21 protein-coding genes and 1 riboswitch are annotated in these 22732 nt (G+C 62.5%); of the genes, 8 read left to right on the top strand and 13 right to left on the bottom strand.

Translation table 11 applies throughout. From position 1 onward, the window contains the following. Positions 1 to 48 precede the first annotated feature (48 nt). Positions 49 to 2310: a patatin-like phospholipase family protein gene (locus SJI03_RS06760; protein WP_322426638.1), complete on the top strand. Its 2262-nt coding sequence runs from the start codon at positions 49 to 51 to the stop codon at positions 2308 to 2310. Here the strand turns inward: SJI03_RS06760 and SJI03_RS06765 are convergent. Further along, the gene (locus tag SJI03_RS06765) at positions 2283 to 3062 is read right to left on the bottom strand and encodes a helix-turn-helix domain-containing protein (protein WP_233516126.1); all 780 of its coding nucleotides are present in this window, start codon (positions 3060 to 3062) and stop codon (positions 2283 to 2285) included. The two genes, SJI03_RS06760 and SJI03_RS06765, sit on opposite strands and share 28 nt — an antisense overlap. 167 nt (positions 3063 to 3229) lie before the next feature. On the opposite strand from SJI03_RS06765, the gene SJI03_RS06770 reads away from it, so the two are divergent. Further along, positions 3230 to 3844 carry an outer membrane protein gene (locus tag SJI03_RS06770; protein ID WP_099377867.1) on the top strand — a complete coding sequence of 205 codons (615 nt, stop codon included), beginning with the start codon at positions 3230 to 3232 and terminating at the stop codon, positions 3842 to 3844. Positions 3845 to 3912: 68 nt separating this feature from the next. On the opposite strand, the gene SJI03_RS06775 is transcribed toward SJI03_RS06770, so the two are convergent. The 8 genes from SJI03_RS06775 to SJI03_RS06810 all read right to left on the bottom strand — a co-directional run bounded on the left by SJI03_RS06775 (position 3913) and on the right by SJI03_RS06810 (position 11288). Further along, entirely contained in the window at positions 3913 to 4107 is a 195-nt protein-coding gene (locus SJI03_RS06775) for a hypothetical protein (RefSeq protein WP_322426639.1), read from the bottom strand. Positions 4108 to 4125: 18 nt separating this feature from the next. Then, a complete protein-coding gene (gene hslU / locus SJI03_RS06780; protein ID WP_322426640.1) occupies positions 4126 to 5484 on the bottom strand; it encodes an ATP-dependent protease ATPase subunit HslU in 1359 nt (452 codons plus the stop codon). Positions 5485 to 5520: 36 nt separating this feature from the next. Then, positions 5521 to 6057, bottom strand: a complete 537-nt coding sequence (gene hslV, locus SJI03_RS06785) for an ATP-dependent protease subunit HslV (RefSeq protein WP_010394217.1) — start codon at positions 6055 to 6057, stop codon at positions 5521 to 5523. Positions 6058 to 6280: 223 nt separating this feature from the next. Continuing rightward, positions 6281 to 6733 carry an RNA polymerase-binding protein DksA gene (gene dksA / locus SJI03_RS06790; protein ID WP_034753066.1) on the bottom strand — a complete coding sequence of 151 codons (453 nt, stop codon included), beginning with the start codon at positions 6731 to 6733 and terminating at the stop codon, positions 6281 to 6283. Between the two features lie 481 nt (positions 6734 to 7214). Continuing rightward, positions 7215 to 8309, bottom strand: coding sequence for a GTP-binding protein (locus SJI03_RS06795; protein ID WP_322426641.1), 1095 nt, complete (start codon positions 8307 to 8309; stop codon positions 7215 to 7217). A gap of 135 nt (positions 8310 to 8444) precedes the next feature. Then, positions 8445 to 9392 carry a tyrosine recombinase XerC gene (locus tag SJI03_RS06800; protein ID WP_099377870.1) on the bottom strand — a complete coding sequence of 316 codons (948 nt, stop codon included), beginning with the start codon at positions 9390 to 9392 and terminating at the stop codon, positions 8445 to 8447. 7 nt (positions 9393 to 9399) lie between these two features. After that, positions 9400 to 10077 carry a DUF484 family protein gene (locus SJI03_RS06805; protein WP_322426642.1) on the bottom strand — a complete coding sequence of 226 codons (678 nt, stop codon included), beginning with the start codon at positions 10075 to 10077 and terminating at the stop codon, positions 9400 to 9402. A 179-nt stretch (positions 10078 to 10256) separates the two neighbouring features. Continuing rightward, on the bottom strand, positions 10257 to 11288 hold the full coding sequence (locus SJI03_RS06810) for a porin (protein WP_322426643.1): 1032 nt from the start codon (positions 11286 to 11288) through the stop codon (positions 10257 to 10259). 415 nt (positions 11289 to 11703) lie between these two features. Between SJI03_RS06810 and SJI03_RS06815 the strand changes: the two genes are divergently transcribed. Continuing rightward, a complete protein-coding gene (locus tag SJI03_RS06815; protein WP_322426644.1) occupies positions 11704 to 13206 on the top strand; it encodes a hypothetical protein in 1503 nt (500 codons plus the stop codon). A gap of 24 nt (positions 13207 to 13230) precedes the next feature. Here SJI03_RS06815 and dapF read toward each other — a convergent pair whose 3' ends face one another. From dapF to SJI03_RS06830, 3 genes are read right to left on the bottom strand one after another with little or no spacing between them, the layout of a single operon-like run. Next, complete coding sequence (gene dapF / locus SJI03_RS06820; RefSeq protein WP_322426645.1) at positions 13231 to 14094, bottom strand: diaminopimelate epimerase; 864 nt, start codon at positions 14092 to 14094, stop codon at positions 13231 to 13233. 11 nt (positions 14095 to 14105) lie between these two features. Further along, entirely contained in the window at positions 14106 to 14981 is an 876-nt protein-coding gene (locus SJI03_RS06825; protein WP_322426646.1) for a lipid A biosynthesis acyltransferase, read from the bottom strand. Then, positions 14978 to 15847 (bottom strand): lysophospholipid acyltransferase family protein, encoded by an 870-nt coding sequence (locus SJI03_RS06830; RefSeq protein WP_322426647.1) that lies wholly within the window; start codon positions 15845 to 15847, stop codon positions 14978 to 14980. Before SJI03_RS06830 ends, SJI03_RS06825 begins: the two co-directional genes overlap by 4 nt. 188 nt (positions 15848 to 16035) lie before the next feature. Between SJI03_RS06830 and metK the strand changes: the two genes are divergently transcribed. The 4 genes from metK to metF all read left to right on the top strand — a co-directional run bounded on the left by metK (position 16036) and on the right by metF (position 20097). Beyond that, a complete protein-coding gene (metK, locus tag SJI03_RS06835; RefSeq protein WP_035823888.1) occupies positions 16036 to 17202 on the top strand; it encodes a methionine adenosyltransferase in 1167 nt (388 codons plus the stop codon). Between the two features lie 122 nt (positions 17203 to 17324). After that, positions 17325 to 17393, top strand: a riboswitch (S-adenosyl-L-homocysteine riboswitch). Between the two features lie 24 nt (positions 17394 to 17417). Further along, positions 17418 to 18842 carry an adenosylhomocysteinase gene (gene ahcY, locus SJI03_RS06840; protein WP_322426648.1) on the top strand — a complete coding sequence of 475 codons (1425 nt, stop codon included), beginning with the start codon at positions 17418 to 17420 and terminating at the stop codon, positions 18840 to 18842. 81 nt (positions 18843 to 18923) lie between these two features. Further along, complete coding sequence (locus tag SJI03_RS06845; RefSeq protein WP_077398738.1) at positions 18924 to 19280, top strand: phage holin family protein; 357 nt, start codon at positions 18924 to 18926, stop codon at positions 19278 to 19280. After that, positions 19267 to 20097, top strand: coding sequence for a methylenetetrahydrofolate reductase [NAD(P)H] (gene metF, locus SJI03_RS06850; protein WP_035823894.1), 831 nt, complete (start codon positions 19267 to 19269; stop codon positions 20095 to 20097). Before SJI03_RS06845 ends, metF begins: the two co-directional genes overlap by 14 nt. Positions 20098 to 20111: 14 nt before the next feature. On the opposite strand, the gene SJI03_RS06855 is transcribed toward metF, so the two are convergent. After that, positions 20112 to 20639, bottom strand: coding sequence for a 5-formyltetrahydrofolate cyclo-ligase (locus SJI03_RS06855; RefSeq protein WP_099377878.1), 528 nt, complete (start codon positions 20637 to 20639; stop codon positions 20112 to 20114). A gap of 137 nt (positions 20640 to 20776) precedes the next feature. Here SJI03_RS06855 and SJI03_RS06860 point away from each other — a divergent pair, with 137 nt between their 5' ends. Beyond that, positions 20777 to 22732 (top strand): lytic transglycosylase domain-containing protein, encoded by a 1956-nt coding sequence (locus SJI03_RS06860; protein WP_322426649.1) that lies wholly within the window; start codon positions 20777 to 20779, stop codon positions 22730 to 22732.

Consider the following 22732-nt stretch of genomic DNA (forward strand, 5'->3'; position numbering starts at 1 on the left):
ATCGTATTTTGCCGATGGCGCCATGCCGCCATCGCCACAGGAGTCTTCATGTTCCCGATCCGTGCCGTCCTGGCGGGCTGCGTGGCGGCGCTGTGCGCCTTGCCGCCAGCTGCCGCAGCCGACATCCCCGCTGCCGCCACTGCCTCTGCCTCCGTTGCCCCGCTGGCCGTTCCCGTACCCGTGGCGGCGCGTCCGCGCATCGCCCTGGTGCTGTCGGGTGGCGGCGCGCGCGGCCTCGCGCATATCGGCGTATTGAAAGTGCTGCAGGAGCTGCATGTGCCGATCGACATGGTGGTCGGCACCAGCATGGGTGGCGTGGTGGGCGGCGCGTATGCGGCCGGCGCTTCCGTGGCGGACCTGGAAAAGATGGCGCGCGAGACCAACTGGGCGCGCGTGGTGGCTGACCGGCCGCCGCGCGACGAACTGGCGTTCCGCCGCCGCGAGGAAGATTTGTTGCTGCCGTCGCGCATCGAGTTTGGTGTGAGCCACAATGGCATTTCCACGCCGCCGGCCGCGGCCAGTAATGCGGCACTGGAGATGGCCTTGAACCGGCTGCTGCCGGCCGGCATGCGCGACCGCCCCGCCAGCCAGCTGCCGCTGCCTTTCCGTTCTGTGGCGTCGGACCTGGTCAATGGCGAGCTGGTGGAACTGGTGGACACGCCCCTGTTCCTGTCGATGCGCGCTTCGCTGGCCGTGCCGGGCGTGTTTGCGCCCGTGCGCGTGAATAACCGGCTGGTGGTCGATGGGGGGCTGGTGCGCAACCTGCCCGTCGACATGGCGCGCGCCATGGGCGCCGACATCATCATCGCCGTCAACGTGGGCACGCCGCTGGCGCCGGAAAAAGACCTGGGCAGCGCCATCGGCGTGGCGCAGCAGATGCTGCAAATCCTCACGGAGCAGAACGTGCAGCGCTCCCTCAAGGAACTGCAGGCGCAGGATATCCTGGTGGCGCCGGATTTGACGGGCGTCAGTTTCCTCGACTTTGAAAACTATGCGCGCGCCATGCGTGCCGGCGAGCAGGCGGCGCAGGCCCTGGCCGCCCGTCTGGCGCCGCTGGCCCTGCCGCCGGAGCAGTACGCGGCGCGCGAGCAGCTGCGCCTGGCCGCTCCGGCCCTGCTGGACGTGGCCCTGCCGCTCACGCGCCTGGCCGTGGAGAGCGAAGGCGATATCAATCCGCGCATCCTGCAGGCGCAATCGGGCCTGGTGGAAGGACAGTCGGTCAGCCAGGAAGATGTGCTCAAGGCGGCGGCCAGGCTGTATGGCCGCGGCGACGTGGCGCGCGTGGAGACGGAAGTGGTCGATTCCGGCGACCAGCGCGCCGTCACCATCAAGGCGGTCGAAGCGCCATGGGCCAGCAACCGCCTGCGCGTGGGCCTGGAACTGGCCAGCGATTTCAGGGACAGCAATAATTTCGCCCTGAAGCTGCTGCATGCGCGCTCGAACCTGAACAGCTGGGGCGGCGAGTTGCGCAGCACGGCGCAGATCGGTAATACGCGCGGCTATGGCCTGCAGTTCTGGCAGCCGCTGGGGGCCGGCAACCCGTGGTATATCGCGCCGCAGCTGCAATACACTTCGTCGGCGATAGATTTGTTCGACAAGGGCCGGCGCAACGCCCGCCTGGCCTATAACGGCCAGACAGCTGCACTGGTGCTGGGACGCCAGTTCGGTACCTGGGGCGATCTGCAGTTCGGCGTCGCTCGTACGGAAGTCAAGGGCAAGCTGGCGATTCCGGCCGACCCTACGCAGCCGGAGTCGCGCGCGCTGGGCACCACGCAGTTCGTGCGATTCCGCGCTGATACGCTCGATTCGCCGGGCTTTCCCACGCGCGGCGTCCTGCTTGAGGCCACCTGGGCGCGCGATACGACCACGGGGGTGGGCGAGGCGGCCCTGGGCCAATCGTCCATCACGGGCCTGAAGGCCTTTGGCCGCGGCAACTGGGCCGGTCACGTGTATGGCGAATGGGCGCGCTCACAGCGTGACGAAGCGCCGCTCAATCTCGGTGGTTTCCTGCGCTTGTCCGGCACGGAATTTGAATCGGTGAGAGGACGCAGTATCGCCTTCGCGCGCTTCGTGATGGCTCGCCGCATCGGTTCCCTGCCGAGCACCCTGGGCGGCGTGGTGCGGGCCGGCTTTTCGCTGGAGATGGGCGGAGGCTTCGATCAGAGCGAGCGCTGGAAAAGCAGCAAATTCACTCAGGCGAGCAGCGCCTTTGTGTCCGTCGACACGCGCTTCGGTCCCGTGTATGTGGCGGCGGGCGCGACCAAGGGCGGCGAGAGCACGCTTTATCTGTTCCTGGGGCCGGTCTGGTAGGGCGCCGCAGGGGCGGCCGTACTGCGGCGCAGGGCCGTGAAGGCGGCAAATTCCCATGAGCGAAAGCCCAGCAGCAGGGTAAAGCCGTCGCGCTCGGCGGGTGCCAGGCGCCGGTCGTTCTGGTGCAGGCGCGCCAGTTCCTCGGCCAGCTGGCGGATCTTTTGCACCAGCTCCTGCGCGCTCGACAGCGACAGGCGCGCCGGGATGCACATCAGGGTTTCGCCGGCGCCGTCAAAATGCCCGCTGAAATAATCGGCCACCACGTGTTCGCGGAAGTACTGCTGCACCGGGCCGTCGGCCAGCCAGTGGAAGGCGTTCGAGACGCGCAGGCTGTAGCGGTTCAGGGGCTTGAGTTCGATCAAGCCCAGGCGATCCAGTTCGGCCAGGCAGCCGATGCATTCGGCCTGCGTCAGCGCATACGTTTCCACCACCTGCTCCAGGCTCCAGTGGCCGAGGCAGCAGATCGCCACCAGCAGCAGGCGCGGATGCGCGACCAGCGACTTTTCCTGCACCAAGGTGAGCGTGTCGGCATGCGGCGTGATGTCGGCCGCGCCGCGCAGCACATCTTCCATGGCGATGCCCGAGGCCTTGCAGATCAGGGCCAGGCGCGACAGCGACATGTCGTGCTGGCCAAACATGCGCTTGACGCTCGATTCGCTCATGCCGATGCGTTCGGCCAATACCTTGTAGGTGATGCCGGCGGCGCGCAGTTGGGTGCGCAGCACGCGCAAAACCAGTTCAGGTGAACTCACGATAGTTCCTTTATGCAAGTTTGGTAGCGGTTGACGGTACCGAATGTAGCCGTTAATGGCACTTTGCACAAGGTGATAGTACTTTTCGGCGAAAGCGATGACACTCCCGCTTGTGGCTCGCGCAGCGCGCTACAACCAGGCAATCCATCCACTTGTAGAGGTTATCCATGTTCTCCAAATTTCATTTTTCAGCAGCGCTGCTGGCGCTGGCCGCCATCGCTCCCCTGCATGCCGCCGCAGCCGAACCGGCACCGGGTCCGTTCTATGCGGGCGCCAGCTATGGCTTTCGCGCCAGCACCGGCCTCGATTGCATCGCCGGACAAAGCGATTGCGACAAGAGCAGCAAGCGCAATGGCAAGGCCTACCTGGGTTACAGTTTCGACGCGCTGCCGTTTCAGGGCGGCGTGGCCCTGCCTTCGATTGAGCTGGTGGGGTACACGGGTGGCGAGGTCAAATCCGGTTTCGACACGGGCGCCGGCAAGCGCGCGGGCCGCGGCAAGTTCACGGGCCTCGGCATGCAGGGCGTGCTCGGTTACCAGTTTGACGCGTTTACACTGAGCGGACGCGCCGGCGCTGCCTACACGCAGGGCAAGGTCGATTATCTGGGCGGCGGTTCGGACAAGAAGAGCAAGATCGGCCTGACCTACGGCATCGGCGCGGCGTATGCGCTGAACCAGAACTGGTCGCTGCACCTTGACTGGGACCGCGTGCCGGTCAAGTACAACAGCAAGCAAACGACCAAGGTCGACATGTTTTCGCTGGGCGCGTCCTACCGTTTCTAAGGGGATGCTGCTGCGGCACAGAGTGGCCTGATGGCGGACGCCCTATGAAAAGGGTGTCCGCGGGCGGCCTAGTTGTCCGTTTCGACTTTCAACAGCAATTTCGCCAGCAGGCGTTTTTCCTGCTGGCGCTGGCCTGACACGGTCTTCACGTGCGCTCCGGCGGCGCGCTGCAGGGCGGCAGTGGCGACCGGATTGCGCGGTTTTTGCGAGGGTTCGACGCGGAACTGCATTTTCTGCCGCGTCGCCAATGCCTTGTTTGCCATCGGTTTCTCCCTTCCTTCCTACAGCACGTAGCGCGACAGGTCCTCGTTGACCGACAGCGCTTCCAGGCGTTCGTTGACGTAGGCAGCGTCGATCACCAGCAGGTTTTCCGTGGTGCTGCTGCCTTCGCTGGCCGTAAACGACACTTCTTCCAGCAGTTTTTCCATCACCGTGTGCAGGCGGCGCGCGCCGATGTTTTCCGTGCGCTCGTTTACCGAATAGGCGATTTCGGCCAGGCGCGTGATGCCTTCCGGCGCGAATTGCAGTTTCAGGTTTTCCGTCGCCAGCAAGGCTTCGTACTGCATCGTCAGGCAGGCATCGGTGCTGGTGAGAATGCGCTCGAAGTCCGAGATCGACAGCGATTCCAGTTCCACGCGGATGGGGAAGCGGCCCTGCAGTTCGGGGATCAGGTCCGACGGTTTCGACAGGTGAAACGCGCCCGAGGCGATGAACAGGATGTGGTCCGTGCGGATCATGCCGTACTTGGTGTTGACGGTCGTGCCCTCGACCAGTGGCAGCAGGTCGCGCTGCACGCCCGCGCGTGAAACGTCGGCGCCGCCCGATTCCGAGCGCGAGGCGATCTTGTCGATTTCATCGAGGAAGACGATGCCGTTCTGCTCGACGTTCTGGATGGCCTTCTGCTTCAGCTCATCTTCGTTGAGCAGCTTGGCCGCTTCTTCTTCGACCAGCAGTTTCAAGGCTTCCTTGATCTTGACCTTGCGCGCCTTCTTGCGCTGCCCGCCCACGCCCGAAAACATGGACTTGATCTGCTCCGTCATTTCTTCCATGCCCGGCGGCGCCATGATTTCCATCTGCGGGCCTGCCTCGGCCAGTTCGATCTCGATTTCCTTGTCATCGAGCTCGCCCTGGCGCAAGCGCTTGCGGAAGGTCTGGCGCGTGCTGTCGCCGCTGCTGCTGCCGCTGTCCACGGCCGCTGCCGTATTCGGCGTGAAGCCGAAGTCGCGCGCCGGCGGCACGAGGATGTCGATGACGCGGTCTTCGGCCGCATCTTCGGCGCGTGCGCGCACTTTCTTCATTTCCAGCGCGCGCGTCTGCTTGATGCCGATGTCGATCAGGTCGCGGATGATGGTGTCGACGTCGCGCCCCACATAACCGACTTCCGTGAATTTGGTCGCTTCGATCTTGATGAACGGCGCCTCGGCCAGCTTGGCCAGGCGGCGCGCGATTTCCGTCTTGCCGACGCCCGTGGGGCCGATCATGAGGATGTTCTTGGGTGTGATTTCATGGCGCAGGGGCTCGGCCACCTGCTGGCGGCGCCAGCGGTTGCGCAGGGCGATGGCGACGGCGCGCTTGGCTTTGGCCTGGCCCACCACGTGCTTGTCGAGTTCGGTAACGATTTCCGACGGGGTCATGTTCATGATCATAGTTGGCTTTCTATCTTTGCTCGGGGACGCTTAATCCAGCGTCTCGATGATGTGCGACATGTTCGTGTAAATGCAGAGTTCCGCGGCGATGGTCAGCGACTTCTTGACCACTTCGGCCGGCGACAAGTCCGTGTTTTCCTGCAGCGCCTTGGCGGCGGACTGGGCATAGGTGCCGCCCGAGCCGATGGCGCCAATGCCGTCTTCCGGTTCCAGCACGTCGCCATTGCCCGTGATGACCAGGGTCGACTCGCTGTCGGCCACCAGCAGCATCGCTTCCAGGCGGCGCAGCACGCGGTCGGTGCGCCAGTCCTTGGCCAGTTCGACGGAGGCGCGCAGCAGATTGCCCTGGTGTTTTTCCAGCTTGCCTTCAAACCGGTCGAGCAGGGTAAAAGCGTCGGCGGTGCCGCCGGCAAAGCCGACCAGGACCTTGCCCTGATACAACTTACGCACTTTGCGGGCCGTGCCCTTCATGACGATGTTGCCCAGCGTTACCTGGCCGTCGCCGCCCAGGGCGACTTGCTTGCCGCGCCGGACGCAGAGGATGGTGGTGCCGTGAAATTGTTCCATAGTGACCTCAAAAGATTCGTGCCGATGCGTGCAAGGCCATGCGATTGCGCGCCCATGGCTCAAAAGTGGGGATGGAAAAGGCAATTGCAAGCGGCACTTGCCGCTGCAGTGCCTGCTTCAGTGTAGTCGGCGCAGGACGAAAAAAAAGCACGCAACCGAAGGTTGTGTGCTTTTTTATGCGCCATCGCGCAGCCGCCGGGACGGCCGCGCAAGGGGCGGGTGATCAGTCGCCGTACAGCTTTTGCTTCAGTTCGCGCCGTTGCTGGGCTTCCAGCGACAGGGTGGCCGTTGGACGGGCGATCAGGCGCGGGATGCCGATAGGCTCGCCCGTTTCTTCGCACCAGCCATAGTCGCCGGCGTCGATGCTGGCGATCGATTGCTGCACTTTCTTCAGCAATTTGCGTTCGCGGTCGCGCGTGCGCAGTTCCAGCGCATGCTCTTCCTCGATGGTGGCGCGGTCGGCAGGGTCCGGTACGAGCACGGTTTCACGCAAGTGTTCCGTGGTTTCGCCGGCGTTTTTCAGCAGGTCTTTTTCGAGCTGCTGCAGGCGCGCCTTGAAGAATGCCAGTTGTGCCGGATTCATGTAGTCATCTTCGCTCATGGCGCGAATTTGGTCTTCGCTGATGAGAGGGATGTCTTGGTTGGCGGCCGGGGTCGATTTATTAGTTTTGGTCATAACTTCGCTTACCTTCGATACGACAGAGTTTTCAAATTGATCAGTTGATGCGGCGATACCGAGCAACTGTACAGGTTCCGCTTGGCATTGCTGTCCCGCTGTACTGCGTGCGACCTTGGCTTGCCGGCGAAAGCCAGGACTACCGGCCGGCTAAGGTGCCATGTTGATAACTTTTTACCGCTCTATGCCAGTCGCGCTATGCGCGCGTCAACAGGCGTGTTGGGTGGATCGGTTGCATGCCTGGCATGCGGCCAGCGGCAGTTTGCCAGCATTTCATGACAGGCGAACGACATGGGCCGTTTTCGTCGCTGATTTTGGCACGCTTTGCTTTATATTGCCATCCCGATTTGTTGACTAGCCGATCAGAAACGGCTACTTGTTGGTTTATGCCAGCAAGACGGGTGTCAGACAGCGGGAAAGCGTGCTTAACTTTCCCTTTTGTTTCTGCTTTGCAACGGATACTTTGCAAAACCCGGCTAGTTTATACCAAACATTGTTCGAGTCCGCGAATAAAAATGTCTTTTGGTAGATTCTTGCCAATAAACACCATTTTGCTGCCGCGCACTTCGTTTTCGCCCCATTTGGCGCCCAGGTCGCTGCCCATCAGTTGGTGCACGCCCTGGAAGACCACCTTGCGTTCGGCGCCCTGCATCAGCAGCACGCCCTTGTAGCGCAGCATGCGCGGGCCATACACTTGCACCAGGCCGCCGAGGAACTCATCGAGCTTGGCGCTGTCGAACGGTTGCGTGCTCTTGAAAACAAAGGCGGCGATATCGTCGCTGTGCTGCGCATGGTGGTGGTCGGCATGGCCGCAATCGGTGGCGCAGGCGTCGCTGTGTTCGTGTGCGTGTTCATGCTCGTGGCCGTGCTCCTCTGCGTGCGCATGCGCGTGATCGTGGTCGTGGACGTGCGCCGTTTCCGTGGCCAGGAAATCCGGGTCCAGTTCCAGCTTTTCATTCAGGTTGAAACCGCGGATGTCGAGCACTTCGGCCAGCGGGGCGCGGCCGAAATCGACCTTGGCGATCGGTGCGCGGGGATTGATGCGCTTCAGGCGGCGCGTCAGCGTGGTCACGTCCTCTTCACTGACGAGGTCGGTTTTCGACAGCAGCAGCTTGTCGGCAAAACCCACTTGCCGCTGGGCTTCCTCGTATTCGTCCAGTTGCTTCATGGCATGACGGGCATCGACTACCGTGATAATAGCGTCGAGCATGTAGTGGCTGCCCACTTCTTCGTCGACAAAGAAGGTTTGCGCCACGGGGCCGGGATTGGCCAGGCCCGTCGTTTCGATGACGACGCGGTCGAAGGCCAGCAAGCCGGCGTCGCGCTTGCGCGCCAGTTCCGTGAGGCCCACGATCAGGTCGCCGCGCACGGTGCAGCAGATGCAGCCGTTGTTCATCTCGATGATGTGTTCGTTGCTATCCTGCACCAGGATTTCATTGTCGATGTTTTCCTGGCCAAACTCGTTTTCGATCACGGCGATGCGCATGCCATGGTCTTCCTGCAGTATGCGGTTGAGCAAGGTGGTTTTGCCTGCGCCCAGGAAACCGGTGAGGATGGTGGTTGGAATCAGTGCCATGAGAGATGCCTTGTAATCGGTGGTGCCGCCGCGCAAGCGGAAGAATGCGGACGATTATGCCGGAATTTTGCAAAAGCTTGCAAATGCGCGCCCATCCGCTTGATATGGATCAGGCTGCCCCACTGGCGCGGCCGCCTACTTGAGCTTGGCGCGCGGGTGCGCCTGATCGTACACGTGCGCCAGGTGCTGGAAGTCGAGGGCCGTGTAGACCTGGGTCGAGGTGATGCTGGAATGGCCCAGCATTTCCTGTACGGCGCGCAAGTCGCCCGACGATTGCAGCACGTGCGAGGCGAACGAGTGGCGCAGCACGTGCGGGTGCACATTCGCGGGAATTTCGGTGGCCAGCGCGTGCGCCTTCAGGCGCAGTTGCAGCACGCGGGGCGAGATGCGCGTGCCGCGCGTGCTTAAAAACAAGGCAGCGCTGCCATCGGCCGCTGGCGGGCGCACGCCCAGCCAGGCGGTCAGGGCCACGAGGGCCGCCTTGCCGACGGGCACCTTGCGCATCTTGCTGCCCTTGCCCGTGACGATGACTTCGAAGCTGGCCATGTCGAGCCAGCCCAGCGAGGCGGGCTGGCCATTTTCCGCCTTGCAGTAATGGGTATCCAGGCTGGTCAGTTCGGACACGCGCAGGCCGCTCGAGTACAGCAGTTCGAACATGGCGCGGTTGCACAGTTGTTCCGGTTCCGCAGCGCCTTGCTGGTGTTGCGCGGGCGCCACGAGGCGCACGGCGTCATCCACCGACAGGGCTTTGGGCAACGTTTTGGCCCGCTTAGGGGCGCGGATGCCGTCGACGGGATTGGCGTCGAGCGCCGTCTCGCCGCTGAGCCAGTTGAAAAATCCCCGCCACGACGACAGCTTGCGGGCGATCGAGCGCGGGTCGAGGCCGCCGGCATGCAGCTTGGCCGTGTAGCGGCGCACTTCGTTGTGCGCCAGCGCCGTCCAGGGCGTGTTGCCGCTCAGTTCCAGCAAGGTGCGCAGGTCGCGCCCGTAGGCGTCGAGCGTATGCGGCGACAGCTTGCGCTGCGTGGCCAGCTGCGCCAGGTAGGCGTCGAGCCACTCGGCCTTGCCGCGCGCCTCGTTCATGGCTGACTCAGGCAGGCGAGCCGGCGCGCAGCGCGGCCAGGGCGGCGCTGGCCGTGGCGCCGATATGCACGAGGAAATCCGTGCCCATGCTCGAGGTAAAACGTTCGCTGTCGGGCGAACCGAGCACCAGCAAGCCGAAAGTGCCCGTCGTGCCAGGCGCGCGCAGGGCGATCATGACGGCCGATTCGATTTTATCTGCCTGCAACCAGTGCACGGCTTCGAAATCGCGGTTGCTGCCGCAGTACGGCGTTTGCAGGCTGTTGGCGAACATGCGCACATCGGCCGTGACATCGTCCGTGAACCAGCCGTTGGCGTGTTCCGGCAGCACTTGCCACAGGCGCAGGCTGACGTAGGGCACGTCGAAATTGCTGTGCAAGGCATCGACCAGCACGCGCGGCATGTCTGCATCGTTGCGCACTTGCAGCATGGCCTGATTCCAGCCGTGGAATTTGCTGGCGATGTCGCCATTTTCCTCGGCCAGGCGGCTCAGCTTGGACATGCGCAGTTCCAGCGCCTTGTACTTGTCGCGCATCACTTCCATCTGCCGTTCCTGCAGCGAGATGGTGCGTCCCGTCAGCGGGCTGCTCAGCTTGACCTCACCGAGCAGGGCGGTATGCTCTTCGAAGAAATTCGGGTGCTCGCTCAGGTACTGGGCGACGGTGCTGGAATCGAGTGTGGCGGTCATTGAGAATATCTGTCAGTGAAAGTTGAACACTTCATTCTAACCGAGAGTGCGGCGCCATAGGCGCAAAGGGGACGGTAGCGATGCATTTTCCGTGCGCCCATGAAAAAAGCGGCATGGTTGCCCATGCCGCCTTGTACTCCTGGCTTAGCAATCACCCGCGGAGGGTGACTGGCCGGCCATTAGAAGTTGTGATGCAAGCCCAGACCGATGTAGGTCTTCGAAACAGCATCCTTGCGGTTCGAGATGTCCGCGTACAGGTAGGTGCGCTTCGACAGGTTGTAGTCGTAGCCCAGCGATGCTTGTTTGGTCTTGGTCACGCCGTCTGGCGTTTTTTGACCGTAGCCAGCGCGAATCTTGCCTGGGCCGACGTCGTAGTTGGCGCCAACGAGCCATGCCTTGGTATCCGTATTGACGAGCTTGAAGTTGCTGTCATCCTGATGCTGGTACGATGCCATCAGTTTCAGTTCCGTGATTGGATTGAACGATGCGGCAACCGACCACAGTTTCGCTTCCAGCGCATTGCGCTCGTAGGCAGCCATGGCGGCGAATTGCGCGTTGTTGTACGTGGCCGAAACCGAGTACGGGTTCACTTCTGGCACGGCATTGAGCGGCACGGCGCGGTTGGCTGCCGTGGCAGGGACGGCGAAGTTGTTGTTGGCTTCCTTGGCGGCGACGGTGGCATTGATCTGGAAGCCGCTGAATACTGGCGAGTTGTAGAACACGGCGTTCGAGAAGCGGTTACGCGAATTGCCTGGCGCGCTCAGTGGATCGCTGCTGTAGGCGGCTACCGTGATGTCGGTTTGGAAACCGGCTGTCGTAGGCATGCCCGACCATGGTTCGAACGCGGTGCTCGATTCCTGGAAGGCGGTCAGGCCACGGCCCAGGCGCACGGTACCGAAGTCGCCTTGCAGGCCGACGCGGCTTTGACCCTGAAACAGGGGACGCGAATTGATGCCCGACGTGTTCTCAACGGTGCCGGTGTCGGATTCATAGCGAATTTCCAGTTGGAAAATAGCTTTCAAGCCATTGCCCAGATCTTCCGTGCCCTTGAAACCCAGTTTATTGTTGTCGCGTTTGGTGACGGCGGTGGTCGAACCAGTCGCTTTGCCCAGGCCTGCATCGATCGTGCCGTAGATTTGGACGGACGACTGCGCTTGTGCGGTTGCGGCAAAGGCGCCGAAGAGTGCGAGGGCAACGAGTGATTTTTTCATGTCTTATTCCCTATTAAAAGTGAGTTCCGTCCGAGATCCGAGCAGATTGAAACACGCTAACTGTCGCGTTTCGATGAATGAACCTTAATTCGTCGGCGCGCAAGACGTGCGGGATTGGTCAAATGTGCGTGAAAAGATTGGTGAAAAGCGGCATAACTGCATGCCCCTGTTGTATTTTTGTAACGCGCGGTTTCTGCCGGTCCTGCGCCGGGGGCACGCGTTTCCCCATCGTCACGCCAGCCGCGCCTCGTCATCTTGGCGTGTCCGGGCCAGGACATTGTTGCGTTGAATCAAGTTCTTAAGCCGGCTTTGGCGGATTTATGACACAAGGACGTTACACTAAGGGACGGCCTACATTGATGGGCCTGGAGACGGCTCACTATTATTAGAATCATTGACTCAATATCGAGAATCGATGGCAAATCGCGAAACATTAGGATTGATCAAGGGCGCACGCGCGGGCGATGTGGCTTGCCAGCTGGCGTTGGGACGCGTGTATCTGTTTGGACAGGGTGTGCCGCAAAGCTTGCCCACGGCCTTGCACTGGCTGGCGCGGGCGGCCCAGGAGGATAGCGAGGAAGCGTGCCTGCTGATAGGCACGCACGTGCCGTTCGAAGTGGCGCAACCGGCAGCCAAGGCGCTGATCCCGTATTACGCGCAGGCGTTCGACGCGGGCCTGGTGCAGGCGGGCCTGGTGCTGGCGCAGCTGGTGCTGGGCAATGCCGCCAGCCACTGTGAAACCATGCGCGCCAAGGCGCGCGTGGCGCTGGACGCCGCCGTGCGCGCCGGCTTGCCCGATGCGCAATGGTTGTTATCCATGCAAGAGGGATCGCTTGCCGCTTCCGGGCCGGCCACCAGCCTGGCTGGCGAGCACGCCTTCGATGGCGACGCGCCGCTGTACGCCTGGCTGGAGCAGGCATGGAGCCAGGGCAACCATGCGGGCTTCCTGTCGCAAGGCTTGCCGCTGGCGCGCGAATTGCTGCAGCGCCAGGCAACGGCCGGGGCGCGCACGATCGCCCTCGACGCGCAGCAGGTGCTGTTGCTGTCGCGGTGCGCCCAGGCCTTGGCGCCTGGCGGCGATGCGGAGGGATGGCAGTGTTGCGAACTGGCCGCGCATGGCGGCGACCGCACGGCGCAGCTGGAGCTGGGGCTCGGCTATGCGCGCATGGATGCGCATGGCCAGCGCCTGGCCACGCGCAATGGCGCGGCCAATTTCAAGCGGGCCGTGCGCTGGTTGACGCAGGCTGGCGAGCAGGGACTGGCCGAAGCCTGGTTCGTGCTGTCGCGCATCTATACGAAACCGGAATTTTCCCAACGCAATGTGGTCGAAGCCCATTCCTGCCTGGAGCGTGCCGCCGACCTGGGGCATGGCCCGGCCCAGCTCGAGTGCGGCATGCATGCCTGGCGCAATCGCCGCGACGGCGTCAACAATGATGTGCGGGCCGCGTACTGGCTGCTGCAGGCGCAGGCGCAAGGTAGTCGTGAAGCGGAGGCGGCGCTGGCGAAGATTGCGCCGCAAGGCGAACCCGGCGACTGGGGCCAGTGCGCCGCCATGCACGCCGATGGGCACTTGCGGCAATTGGGCCAGAGCCACCCCCTGCTGGCGGCGCGGCTGGCACTGGCGCGCTGCTTTCATCTGTCGCGTGCCGAGGCGCTGCTGCTCGATATCCATGCAGCCGACCAGGGGCATTGTCTGCTGATCGATATCAGCGCCACGCATGGGCGCGGCAAGCGGCGCCTGGTGCTGATCCGCACGGCGCAGGAGCGCCAGCTGCTCGACCAGGCGGTGCGCCTGTTCGAGCGCGTCGATTGCGGCGTGGCGGGGCCGGAAGGCAATTACCGGCAGCGCCTGTACCGCCTGAAGTGCTACCTGGCGGAACTTGATGTCGCGCAGGAACAGCAGTTTTTGGCGGCCTGACTTTTACTGCTCACTTTCACCCGTCTACAACTCGATCGTGCCTTCGAACACGGTCACGGCCGGGCCCGTCATCAGCACGGGCTGGCCGGGGCCTTGCCAGGCGATCGACAGTTCGCCGCCGCGCGCGCTGATGCGCACGGGGGAATCGAGCAAGCCGCGCAGGATGCCGGCCACGGCGGCGGCGCAGGCGCCCGTGCCGCACGCCAGGGTTTCACCCGCGCCCCGTTCAAACACGCGCAGTTTCACGTGCTGGCGGTCGACGATCTGCATGTAGCCGGCGTTGACCCTGCGGGGAAAGCGCGGGTGGTGCTCGATGCGCGGGCCCGTCACTTCCAGGTCTTGCGCATCGACATCGTCGACCACTTGCACGGCATGCGGATTGCCCATCGACACGACCGACACCAGCACGGGAGAGGTCTGGCCCGGCAAGGCCAGGTCCAGCGGCCACACAGTGTCGTTGCCTTGCGCCACGCCATCGATGCCGTTGGCATCGAACGGTACCAGCTGTGGCTCCAGCACGGGCGCGCCCATGTCGACCGTGATGCTGCCGTCGAGTTCCAGGCGCGGCGCGATGATGCCGGCCATGGTTTCTACGCGGATACTGTCCTTGGTCGATAAACCCTTTTCGCTGACGAACTTGACGAAGGCGCGCGCGCCGTTGCCGCACTGTTCCACTTCGCCGCCATCGTTGTTATAGATGCGGTAGCGGAAGTCGCAGCCGGGCAGGCGCGGCTTTTCCACCACGAGGATCTGGTCGGCGCCGATGCCGAAACGGCGGTCGGCCAGGCGCTGCCACTGGGCCGGCGTGAAGTCGATATCTTGATGGATGGCATCGATGACGATGAAGTCATTGCCGGCGCCATGCATTTTGGTAAATTGAAGTTTCATGTTCTGCCGTATCACTTGTGCTGGTTATAGAACGATGCTTCGCCTTCCGGACGCGTCTTGAAGCGTTTATGCGTCCAGAAATACTCGGCCGGCGCTTCGCGCACGCGCTCCTCGATGAATTCGTTCATGCGGCGCGTGGCGGCCGTGATGTCGTCGCCCGGATAGTCATCCCAGGCCGGGTAATACGTCACTTGCCAGCCCTGGTAATTGGGCAAAAAGGTGGCGATAACGGGAATGACTTGCGCCTTGGCGGCCAGCGCCAGGCGCGCCGTGGCCGTCAGGGTGGCGGCGGGCACGCCGAAGAAGGGCACGAATTCCGCATCCTTCTCGCCGAAATCCATGTCCGGCAGCATGAAATACGGCAAGCCGTCGCGCAGCGCACGCAGAATCGTCTTGATGCCGTCCTGGCGCGTAAACAGCTTGGGCGGCTTGAAGCGCGAACGGCCGTTGCGCAAGGCCTGGTCGAAGGCGGCGTTCTTTTGCTGCACATACATCGACGAGGCGGAGATCTCCATGGCGGTAGCGGCGCCGGCCACGTCGAGGCAGACAAAGTGCGGACACAGCAGGATGGTCGGCTTGGCCGCGATCTGCTGGCCGGGGAAGGCGGGCACCTTCTTGATCAGGCGGTTCAGGCGTGCTTCCGATGACCACCACAGGATGCTGCGTTCCCACACGCTGCGCGAGTACGCCTGGAAATGCTGGCGCGCCAGCGCCACGCGTTGCTTTTCCGTTAATTCCGGCATGCACAGGCGCAGATTCGTCAGGGCGATGTCGCGGCGCGTGGGCATGGCGATGAACAGCAGGCTGCCGACGGCCACGCCGAAACGGCCGAGGATGGGCAAGGGCAGCCAGTGCAGCAGCCACATGAAGGCGATCAGCAGTCTCATGCCTGCTCCTTGGCGGCATCGGACGTGGCGGGCGTGGGCGGCGGCGCGCCGCGCGGCACTTTATAGCGGTTGTAGCTCCACAGGTATTGCGCCGGGCTGCGCGCGATCAGTTGTTCCATGGCCGCGTTGATGGTGCGCGCCTGCTCGGCCGAAGTGCTGTCCAGCGATTCGGTAAACGGCACGAAATGCACGACATAGCCGCGTCCGCCCGGCAGGCGTTCCGCGTAAGTGATGATGACTTCGGCGCCGCCCATCTGCGCCAGCTTGGCCGGCAGGGTCATGGTGTAGGCGGGGCGGCCGAAGAAATCGGCCCACACGCCTTCGCCCTCTTGCGGCACCTGGTCGGGCAGCAGGCCGATGGGCTGGCCTTTTTTCAGGCATTTGGCGAAGATGCGCACGCCCGACATATTGGCCGGCGCCAGCATCAGGTTTTCGCGCGCGCGGGCCCCTTCGATCAGCGGTTTCAAGGCGGCGCGCTTGGGCGGGCGGTACATCACGGTGAGCGGCGTGCGCAGCGCGATCTGTTGCGCGACGATTTCAAAGCAGCCCAGGTGCGGCGTCAGGAAGACGATGCCGCGGCCGTGCTGCAGCGCCTTTTCCACCAGTTCCCAGTTTTCCACCGTCGCATGGCGCGCCACGCGTTCGGCCGGCGCGCACCAGATGAAGGGCAGTTCCAGCACGCTCTTGCCCGCTTCGGCCACGGCCGTGTGCAAGTGTTGCGAAAACCCCGCACCTTGCATGTTCTCGCGCATGCGGCGGCGGTAGGACGGGGAAATGGCGTAAATCACCCAGCCGAGCGCAGCGCCCAGGCCATGCAGGACGGGCAGGGGAAAGATCGATAAGAAGCGGAAAATTGGGACTAACATGTATAAGCGGTTTCCAGGAATGGCGTGTTGCCGTGCCAAAATTTTTTAAGAAGCGTAAAATACCACGTATGCAGTAACCGCTGAGTTAATAGACAACTTGCGATGCGGAATATAAATCTCGCTAAAGCGTCGCAGGCAAAATCCTCTTTACTGCGACAGAACATTCACATAGTAAACAGGAGCTTGCAATGTCAAACGACTATCTCTTCACTTCCGAATCCGTTTCGGAAGGCCATCCCGACAAGGTTGCCGATCAAATTTCCGACGCCATCCTTGACGCCATCCTGACCCAGGATCCAGCCGCCCGCGTGGCTGCTGAAACCCTGTGCAACACCGGTCTGGTGGTGCTGGCTGGCGAGATTACCACGCACGCCAATGTGGATTATATTCAAGTTGCACGCGAAACCATCAAACGCATCGGCTACGACAACACGGAATACGGCATCGACTACAAGGGGTGCGCCGTGCTGGTGGCCTACGACAAGCAGTCGCCGGACATCGCGCAAGGCGTCGATGAAGGTGCGGGGATTGACCTGGATCAAGGCGCTGGCGATCAGGGCCTGATGTTCGGCTACGCCTGCGATGAAACGGCCGAGCTGATGCCCGCCGCCATCCACTACGCGCACCGCCTGGTCGAGCGCCAGTCGCAGCTGCGTAAGGATGGCCGTCTGCCATGGCTGCGTCCGGATGCGAAATCGCAAGTGACCCTGCGCTACGTCGATGGCCGCCCCGTCGGCGTGCACACCGTCGTGCTGTCGACCCAGCATGCGCCGGAAATCTCGCACAAGCAGATCGAAGAAGCCGTCATCGAAGAAATCATCAAGCCGATCCTGCCGCGCGAATGGCTGACCGACACGAAATTCCTCGTCAACCCGACGGGCCGTTTCGTCATCGGCGGTCCGCAAGGCGATTGCGGCTTGACCGGCCGCAAGATCATCGTCGATACCTACGGTGGCGCAGCCCCGCACGGCGGCGGCGCGTTCTCGGGCAAGGATCCATCGAAAGTAGACCGTTCGGCAGCCTACGCGGCCCGTTACGTGGCGAAAAACATCGTCGCGGCCGGCCTGGCGCGCCAATGCCAGGTGCAGGTCAGCTACGCCATCGGTGTGGCCAAGCCGATCAACATCACCGTCTACACGGAAGGCACGGGCGTGATTCCCGACGCGGAAATCGCCAAGCTGGTGCTGGCGCACTTTGATTTGCGTCCAAAAGGCATCGTGCAAATGCTCGACCTGCTGCGCCCGATCTACCAGAAGAGCGCCGCCTACGGCCATTTCGGCCGCGAAGAGCCGGAATTCACGTGGGAGCGCACGGACAAGGTCGCTCTGCTGCGCGACGCTGCCGGCCTGAAGTAATCTAGTCAGACTTGCAAGAAAAGCGCCCCGGCCTCTGGCCGCGGGCGCTTTTTTTATGTGTTGTTACATGGCAATACATGGCGAACAAACTGGCGCGCCAGCCTTGCCAATGTTAAAATCCACAGTCCGAGGAGCGTTGCGACGAAGAAATTCGCCAGGCTCGGAATATCCTGCAACTGCGCTCACGTACCTTTTTCAACTGAAAGGAGGGCGTGATGAACGCCGTACTCAAATCGCAACACGACTACACCATCGCCGATATCACTCTGGCTGCATGGGGCGACAAAGAAATCAAGATTGCTGAAACGGAAATGCCTGGCCTGATGGCCATCCGCGAAGAATTCGCGGCAGCGCAGCCTTTGAAAGGCGCGCGCATCACCGGTTCCATCCACATGACCATCCAGACCGCCGTGCTGATCCAGACCCTGGAAGCACTGGGCGCGCAAGTGCGTTGGGCATCGTGCAACATTTACTCCACGCAAGATCACGCTGCCGCGGCCATCGCCGCCGCCGGCACGCCTGTGTTCGCCATCAAGGGCGAGTCGCTGGATGACTACTGGGAATACACGCACCGCATCTTCGAATGGCCGAACGTGGACGGCAAGGCGGTCTACTCGAACATGATCCTCGACGATGGCGGCGACGCTACCCTGCTGCTGCACCTGGGCGTGCGCGCGGAAACCGACCTGTCGGTGCTGGCGAATCCGGGTTCGGAAGAAGAAATCTGCATGTTCAACTCGATCAAGCGTCATCTGCTGGCCGACCCGACATGGTACTCGAAGCGTCTGCCGGAAATCCTCGGCGTGACGGAAGAAACCACCACCGGCGTGCACCGTTTGTACCAGATGCACAAGGAAGGCAAGCTGGCTTTCCCTGCGATCAACGTCAACGATTCCGTCACGAAATCGAAGTTCGACAACCTGTATGGCTGCCGCGAGTCCTTGGTCGATGGCATCAAGCGCGCCACCGACGTGATGATCGCCGGTAAAGTGGCCGTTATCGCCGGTTACGGTGACGTCGGCAAGGGTTCGGCCCAAGCCATGCGCGCCCTGTCGGCGCAAGTGTGGGTAACGGAAGTCGATCCGATCTGCGCACTGCAGGCGGCGATGGAAGGCTACCGCGTCGTGACCATGGATTACGCCTGCGAACACGGCGACATCTTCGTCACCTGCACCGGCAACTATCACATCCTCACGCACGATCACCTGACGCGCATGAAAGACCAGGCCATCGTCTGCAACATTGGTCACTTCGACAATGAAATCGACGTTGCTTCGTTGAAACAATACGAGTGGGAAAACATCAAGCCGCAAGTCGACCACATCATCTTCCCGTCGGGCCGCCGCATCATCCTGCTGGCCGAAGGTCGCCTGGTCAACCTCGGTTGCGGCACGGGCCACCCGTCGTACGTGATGAGCTCGTCGTTCGCCAACCAGACGATCGCCCAGATCGAGCTGTACGCGAACACGGCCAACTACCCGGTCGGCGTGTACACCCTGCCAAAACACCTGGACGAAAAAGTCGCCCGCCTGCAACTCAAAAAGTTAAATGCGCAGCTGACGGAACTGACGCAAGAGCAAGCCGACTATATCGGCGTGCGTCAAGAAGGCCCCTACAAGCCTGAACACTACCGCTATTAATCGGTAGCTCTGGGCTGTAACTCACCCTCTGAGGGCCGGCGCCTGCCGCCGGCCTGACCCTATTTTTGACAGGCTAGAGAAATGCGCTTGCTACTGATTTGGTTTATCAATGCGGCAGCCCTGTTTGCCGTCCCCTACCTGATGCACTCGGTGACGATGAGCAGCGGCTGGACGGCGCTGCTGGCCGCTGCCGTGCTGGGGCTGGTCAATGCGTTGATCCGTCCCTTGCTGATCCTGCTGACCCTGCCCGTGACGTTCTTGTCGCTGGGCTTGTTCATCTTGATCATCAACGGCTTCATGTTCTGGCTGGTGGCGCAGATGATCGATGGTTTCCATGTTGCCAGTTTCTGGTCTGCCGTGGGCGGTGCCATTTTGTACAGCATCATTTCCTGGGCCCTGTCGACCTTACTTTTGAGTAACGACGATGGAAAAGCATAATTTCAGTATTGAGTTTTTCCCGCCGAAAACCCCGGAAGGGGCGGAAAAGCTGCGTGCCACGCGTGTCAAATTGTCTGAATTGCATCCGAAGTATTTCTCGGTGACGTTTGGCGCCGGCGGCACCACGCAGCAAGGTACCTTGGACACCGTGCGCGAGATCCTGGCGGCCGGCGAACAGGCTGCGCCGCACTTGTCTTGCGTCGGCGGCTCGCGCGAATCGATCCGCGCCGTGCTGGCCGATTTCAAGGCGGCCGGCGTGAAGCGTATCGTGGCCTTGCGCGGCGACTTGCCCAGCGGCTATGGCGCCTCGGGCGAGTTCCGCTATGCCAACGAGCTGGTGGAATTCATCCGCGCCGAGACGGGCGACCATTTCCATATCGAAGTGGCCGCCTATCCGGAAGTGCATCCGCAAGCCCGTTCGCCGCAGGACGACCTGAACGCGTTCGCGCGCAAGGTGCAGGCTGGCGCCGATGCCGCCATCACCCAGTACTTCTACAATGCCGACGCGTATTTCCAGTTTGTCGAGCAGACGCAGAAGATGGGCATCAACGTGCCTATCGTGGCCGGCATCATGCCGATCACGAACTACACGCAGCTGATGCGCTTTTCGGACATGTGCGGTGCGGAAATTCCTCGCTGGGTGCGTCTGAAGCTGGCCAGCTTCGGCGACGACAGCGCGTCGATCAAGGCCTTTGGCCTGGACGTGGTGACGGGCTTGTGCGAGCGTCTGCTGGAAGGCGGCGCGCCAGGCTTGCATTTCTATAGCATGAACCAGGCGGCGCCTACGACCGCACTGTGGCAGCGCCTGGTGAAATAAACCGTCCTGACGCGTTAAAAAAGATCGCCCTCGGTCACGATGTGATCGAGGGCGATGTCGTATTCGCCGTTGGGAAAGCTGGCAGACAGGCAGGCATAGGCGATGCCGAGGGTGCGCGGACGGGGCGTGGCCGCCAGGGTGCGGTCATAGTAGCCGCCGCCATAGCCGAGGCGAAAGCGTTCTTGGTTAAAACCCAGGCAGGGCACCAGCAGGGTGGCGGGCGCCGCACGCAGGCGCAGTTGGGCCGGCACGGCCACGCCCATGCCATCCTTCACCATGGCTTCACCGGGCGTCCAATTGCTGAATGCCAGCGGCGCATGCTTTTCCAGCACCACCGGCAAGCTTAATTGCACGCCGCGCGCGGCCAATTGCGCATATGCGCCGTGCAAGTCCGGCTCGCCGTGCAGGGGCCAGTACACGCCCAGTTCCTCGACATTTTCCTGCGCGCACCAGTCCAGCAGGCGCTGCGCGATGGCCGCATCCCATTGCGCGCGCGTGGCGTCGGGCAGGGCGCGCCGGGCCGTCAGCAAGGCTTTGCGCAAGCCGGCTTTTTCCTGTGGCGCAATGGGTGGCCGTGCAGCCGGATCGCATGTTATTCTAGGGTCGCTATTCATATCACCATCAAGTTAAGATTGAGAGTCGTACATTGATTTCCCCACTGAAATGGATTGCCGGCACGATGCTGTGTGTTGCATCGGCCTTGTCTCCCCTGGCCGCCCTGGCCCAGGTATCGACCACCGCAACGCCTGCCGCGCCCGACACGCGCAGCGAGGACGATGCCTTCCTGCTGCTGCGCGACGCCGCGCGCAAGGATGACGTCGAAAAAGCCGACTTTTATGCGGGGCGCCTGACGAATTACCAGATTCCATCGTATGTTGACTATTATCGGCTGAAACCGCGCATCAAACTGCTGACCGAGGCGCAATTTCGCGATTACCTGAACCGCTACAAGGGCAGTGCCATCGCCGACCGTTTCCGCAACGACTGGCTGCTGGAACTGGGTCGCAAGCGCGACTGGGTCGTGTTCGATGAGCAATACCCGCAATTCGCCCTCGATGACGACACCCAGCTCAAGTGCTACGCGCTGATGTCGCGCGCGGCCAAGGGCCAGAACGTGGCGTCCGAGGCGCGCAACCTGCTCGTCTCGCCGCCTGGTTATGGCGAAGCGTGCGGCAGCCTGATCGCGGCATTGGCGCAAAATGGCCAGTTCGACACGAACGACCTGTGGGCGCAGATCCGCCTGGCGGGCCAGACGAATGCCACGGGCCCGGCGCGCCGCATCGCGCTGCTGCTGGGCGCGTCCGACGCGAAGATGGCGCAAGCCATCGATTTGCCCGCGCTGGTGCTGGCCAAGGGGGCGGGCGCCAGCCGCGCCGACCACGAGATGTATTTGGTGGCCGTCGGCCGCATGGCGAAAAGCACCTTGAAGCTGGGCGTGGTGGCCTTGCAAAAGGCCAGTGCGCAATTGACGGCGCAGGAACAGGCCATCGGCTGGGCCAGCCTGGCCCTGCAAGCGTCGTACTCGCTTGCCCCGGAAGCATTTGAATATTGGCAAAAAACCAATGGCGCACCGTTGACCCAGGAGCAGATGCAGTGGAAGGCGCGTATCGCCTTGCGCGAAGGCAACTGGCCGCTGGTAAAGGCTGCCATCCAGGCCATGCCGGCCTCCCTGCGCGCCGACCCGACCTGGGTCTACTGGCTGGCGCGCGCGCAGCAGGCGGAAACGCCGGGCCGCCCGAACGCGCAGGCGGACACCCTGTATCGCACGATTTCTGACCAGTCGAATTTTTACGGCTTGCTGGCCAATGAAGAGCTGGGCAACCACCTGGTCTTGCCGCCGCCGGGCCAGCCGATCACGCCGGCGGAAATCGCCGCCATGGCCGCCAATCCGGGCTTGCAGCGCGCCTTGAAATTCTTCAACATGCGCTTGCGCTTCGAAGGCACGCGCGAGTGGAACTGGGAATTGCGTTCGATGACGGACAGGCAACATCTGGCGGCTGCGGAATTTGCGCGCCAGAACAATGTGCTCGACCGCATGGTCAACACCTCGGACCGCACGCGCCTGGAAGTGGACTACACGCAGCGCTACCCGACGCCGCACGACGACGTCATGCACCCGGCCACGCAAACCCTGGGCCTGGACAAGGCGTGGGTGTATGGCTTGATCCGCCAGGAATCGCGCTTCATCATGGATGCGCAGTCGCACGTGGGCGCGTCCGGCCTGATGCAGGTGATGCCGTCGACGGCCCGTTACGTCGCCAAGAAGATCGGCCTCACCGATTTCGTTACAGAAACCTTGAGCGACGTGCGCACCAACGTGTTGCTGGGCACGAATTACCTGAACATGGTGCTTGGCGGTCTCGACGGTTCGCAAGTGCTGGCCAGCGCCGCCTACAACGCGGGGCCGGGGCGCTTGCGCATCTGGCGCGCCACCATGACGCGTCCGCTGGAAGGCGCCGTCTTTGCCGAGATCATTCCGTACACGGAAACGCGCGGCTACGTGAAAAACGTGATGGCCAACGCCACCTATTATGCGGCCCTGTTCGAGAAGAGCCCGCAATCGCTGAAAGCCCGCCTGGGTACCGTGGGCCCGAAAAACAGCGCTGTTTCTGCCGATTTGCCATCATCCAACTAA

The organism is Janthinobacterium sp. GMG1, from assembly GCF_034427795.1.
GTDB lineage: Bacteria > Pseudomonadota > Gammaproteobacteria > Burkholderiales > Burkholderiaceae_D > Janthinobacterium.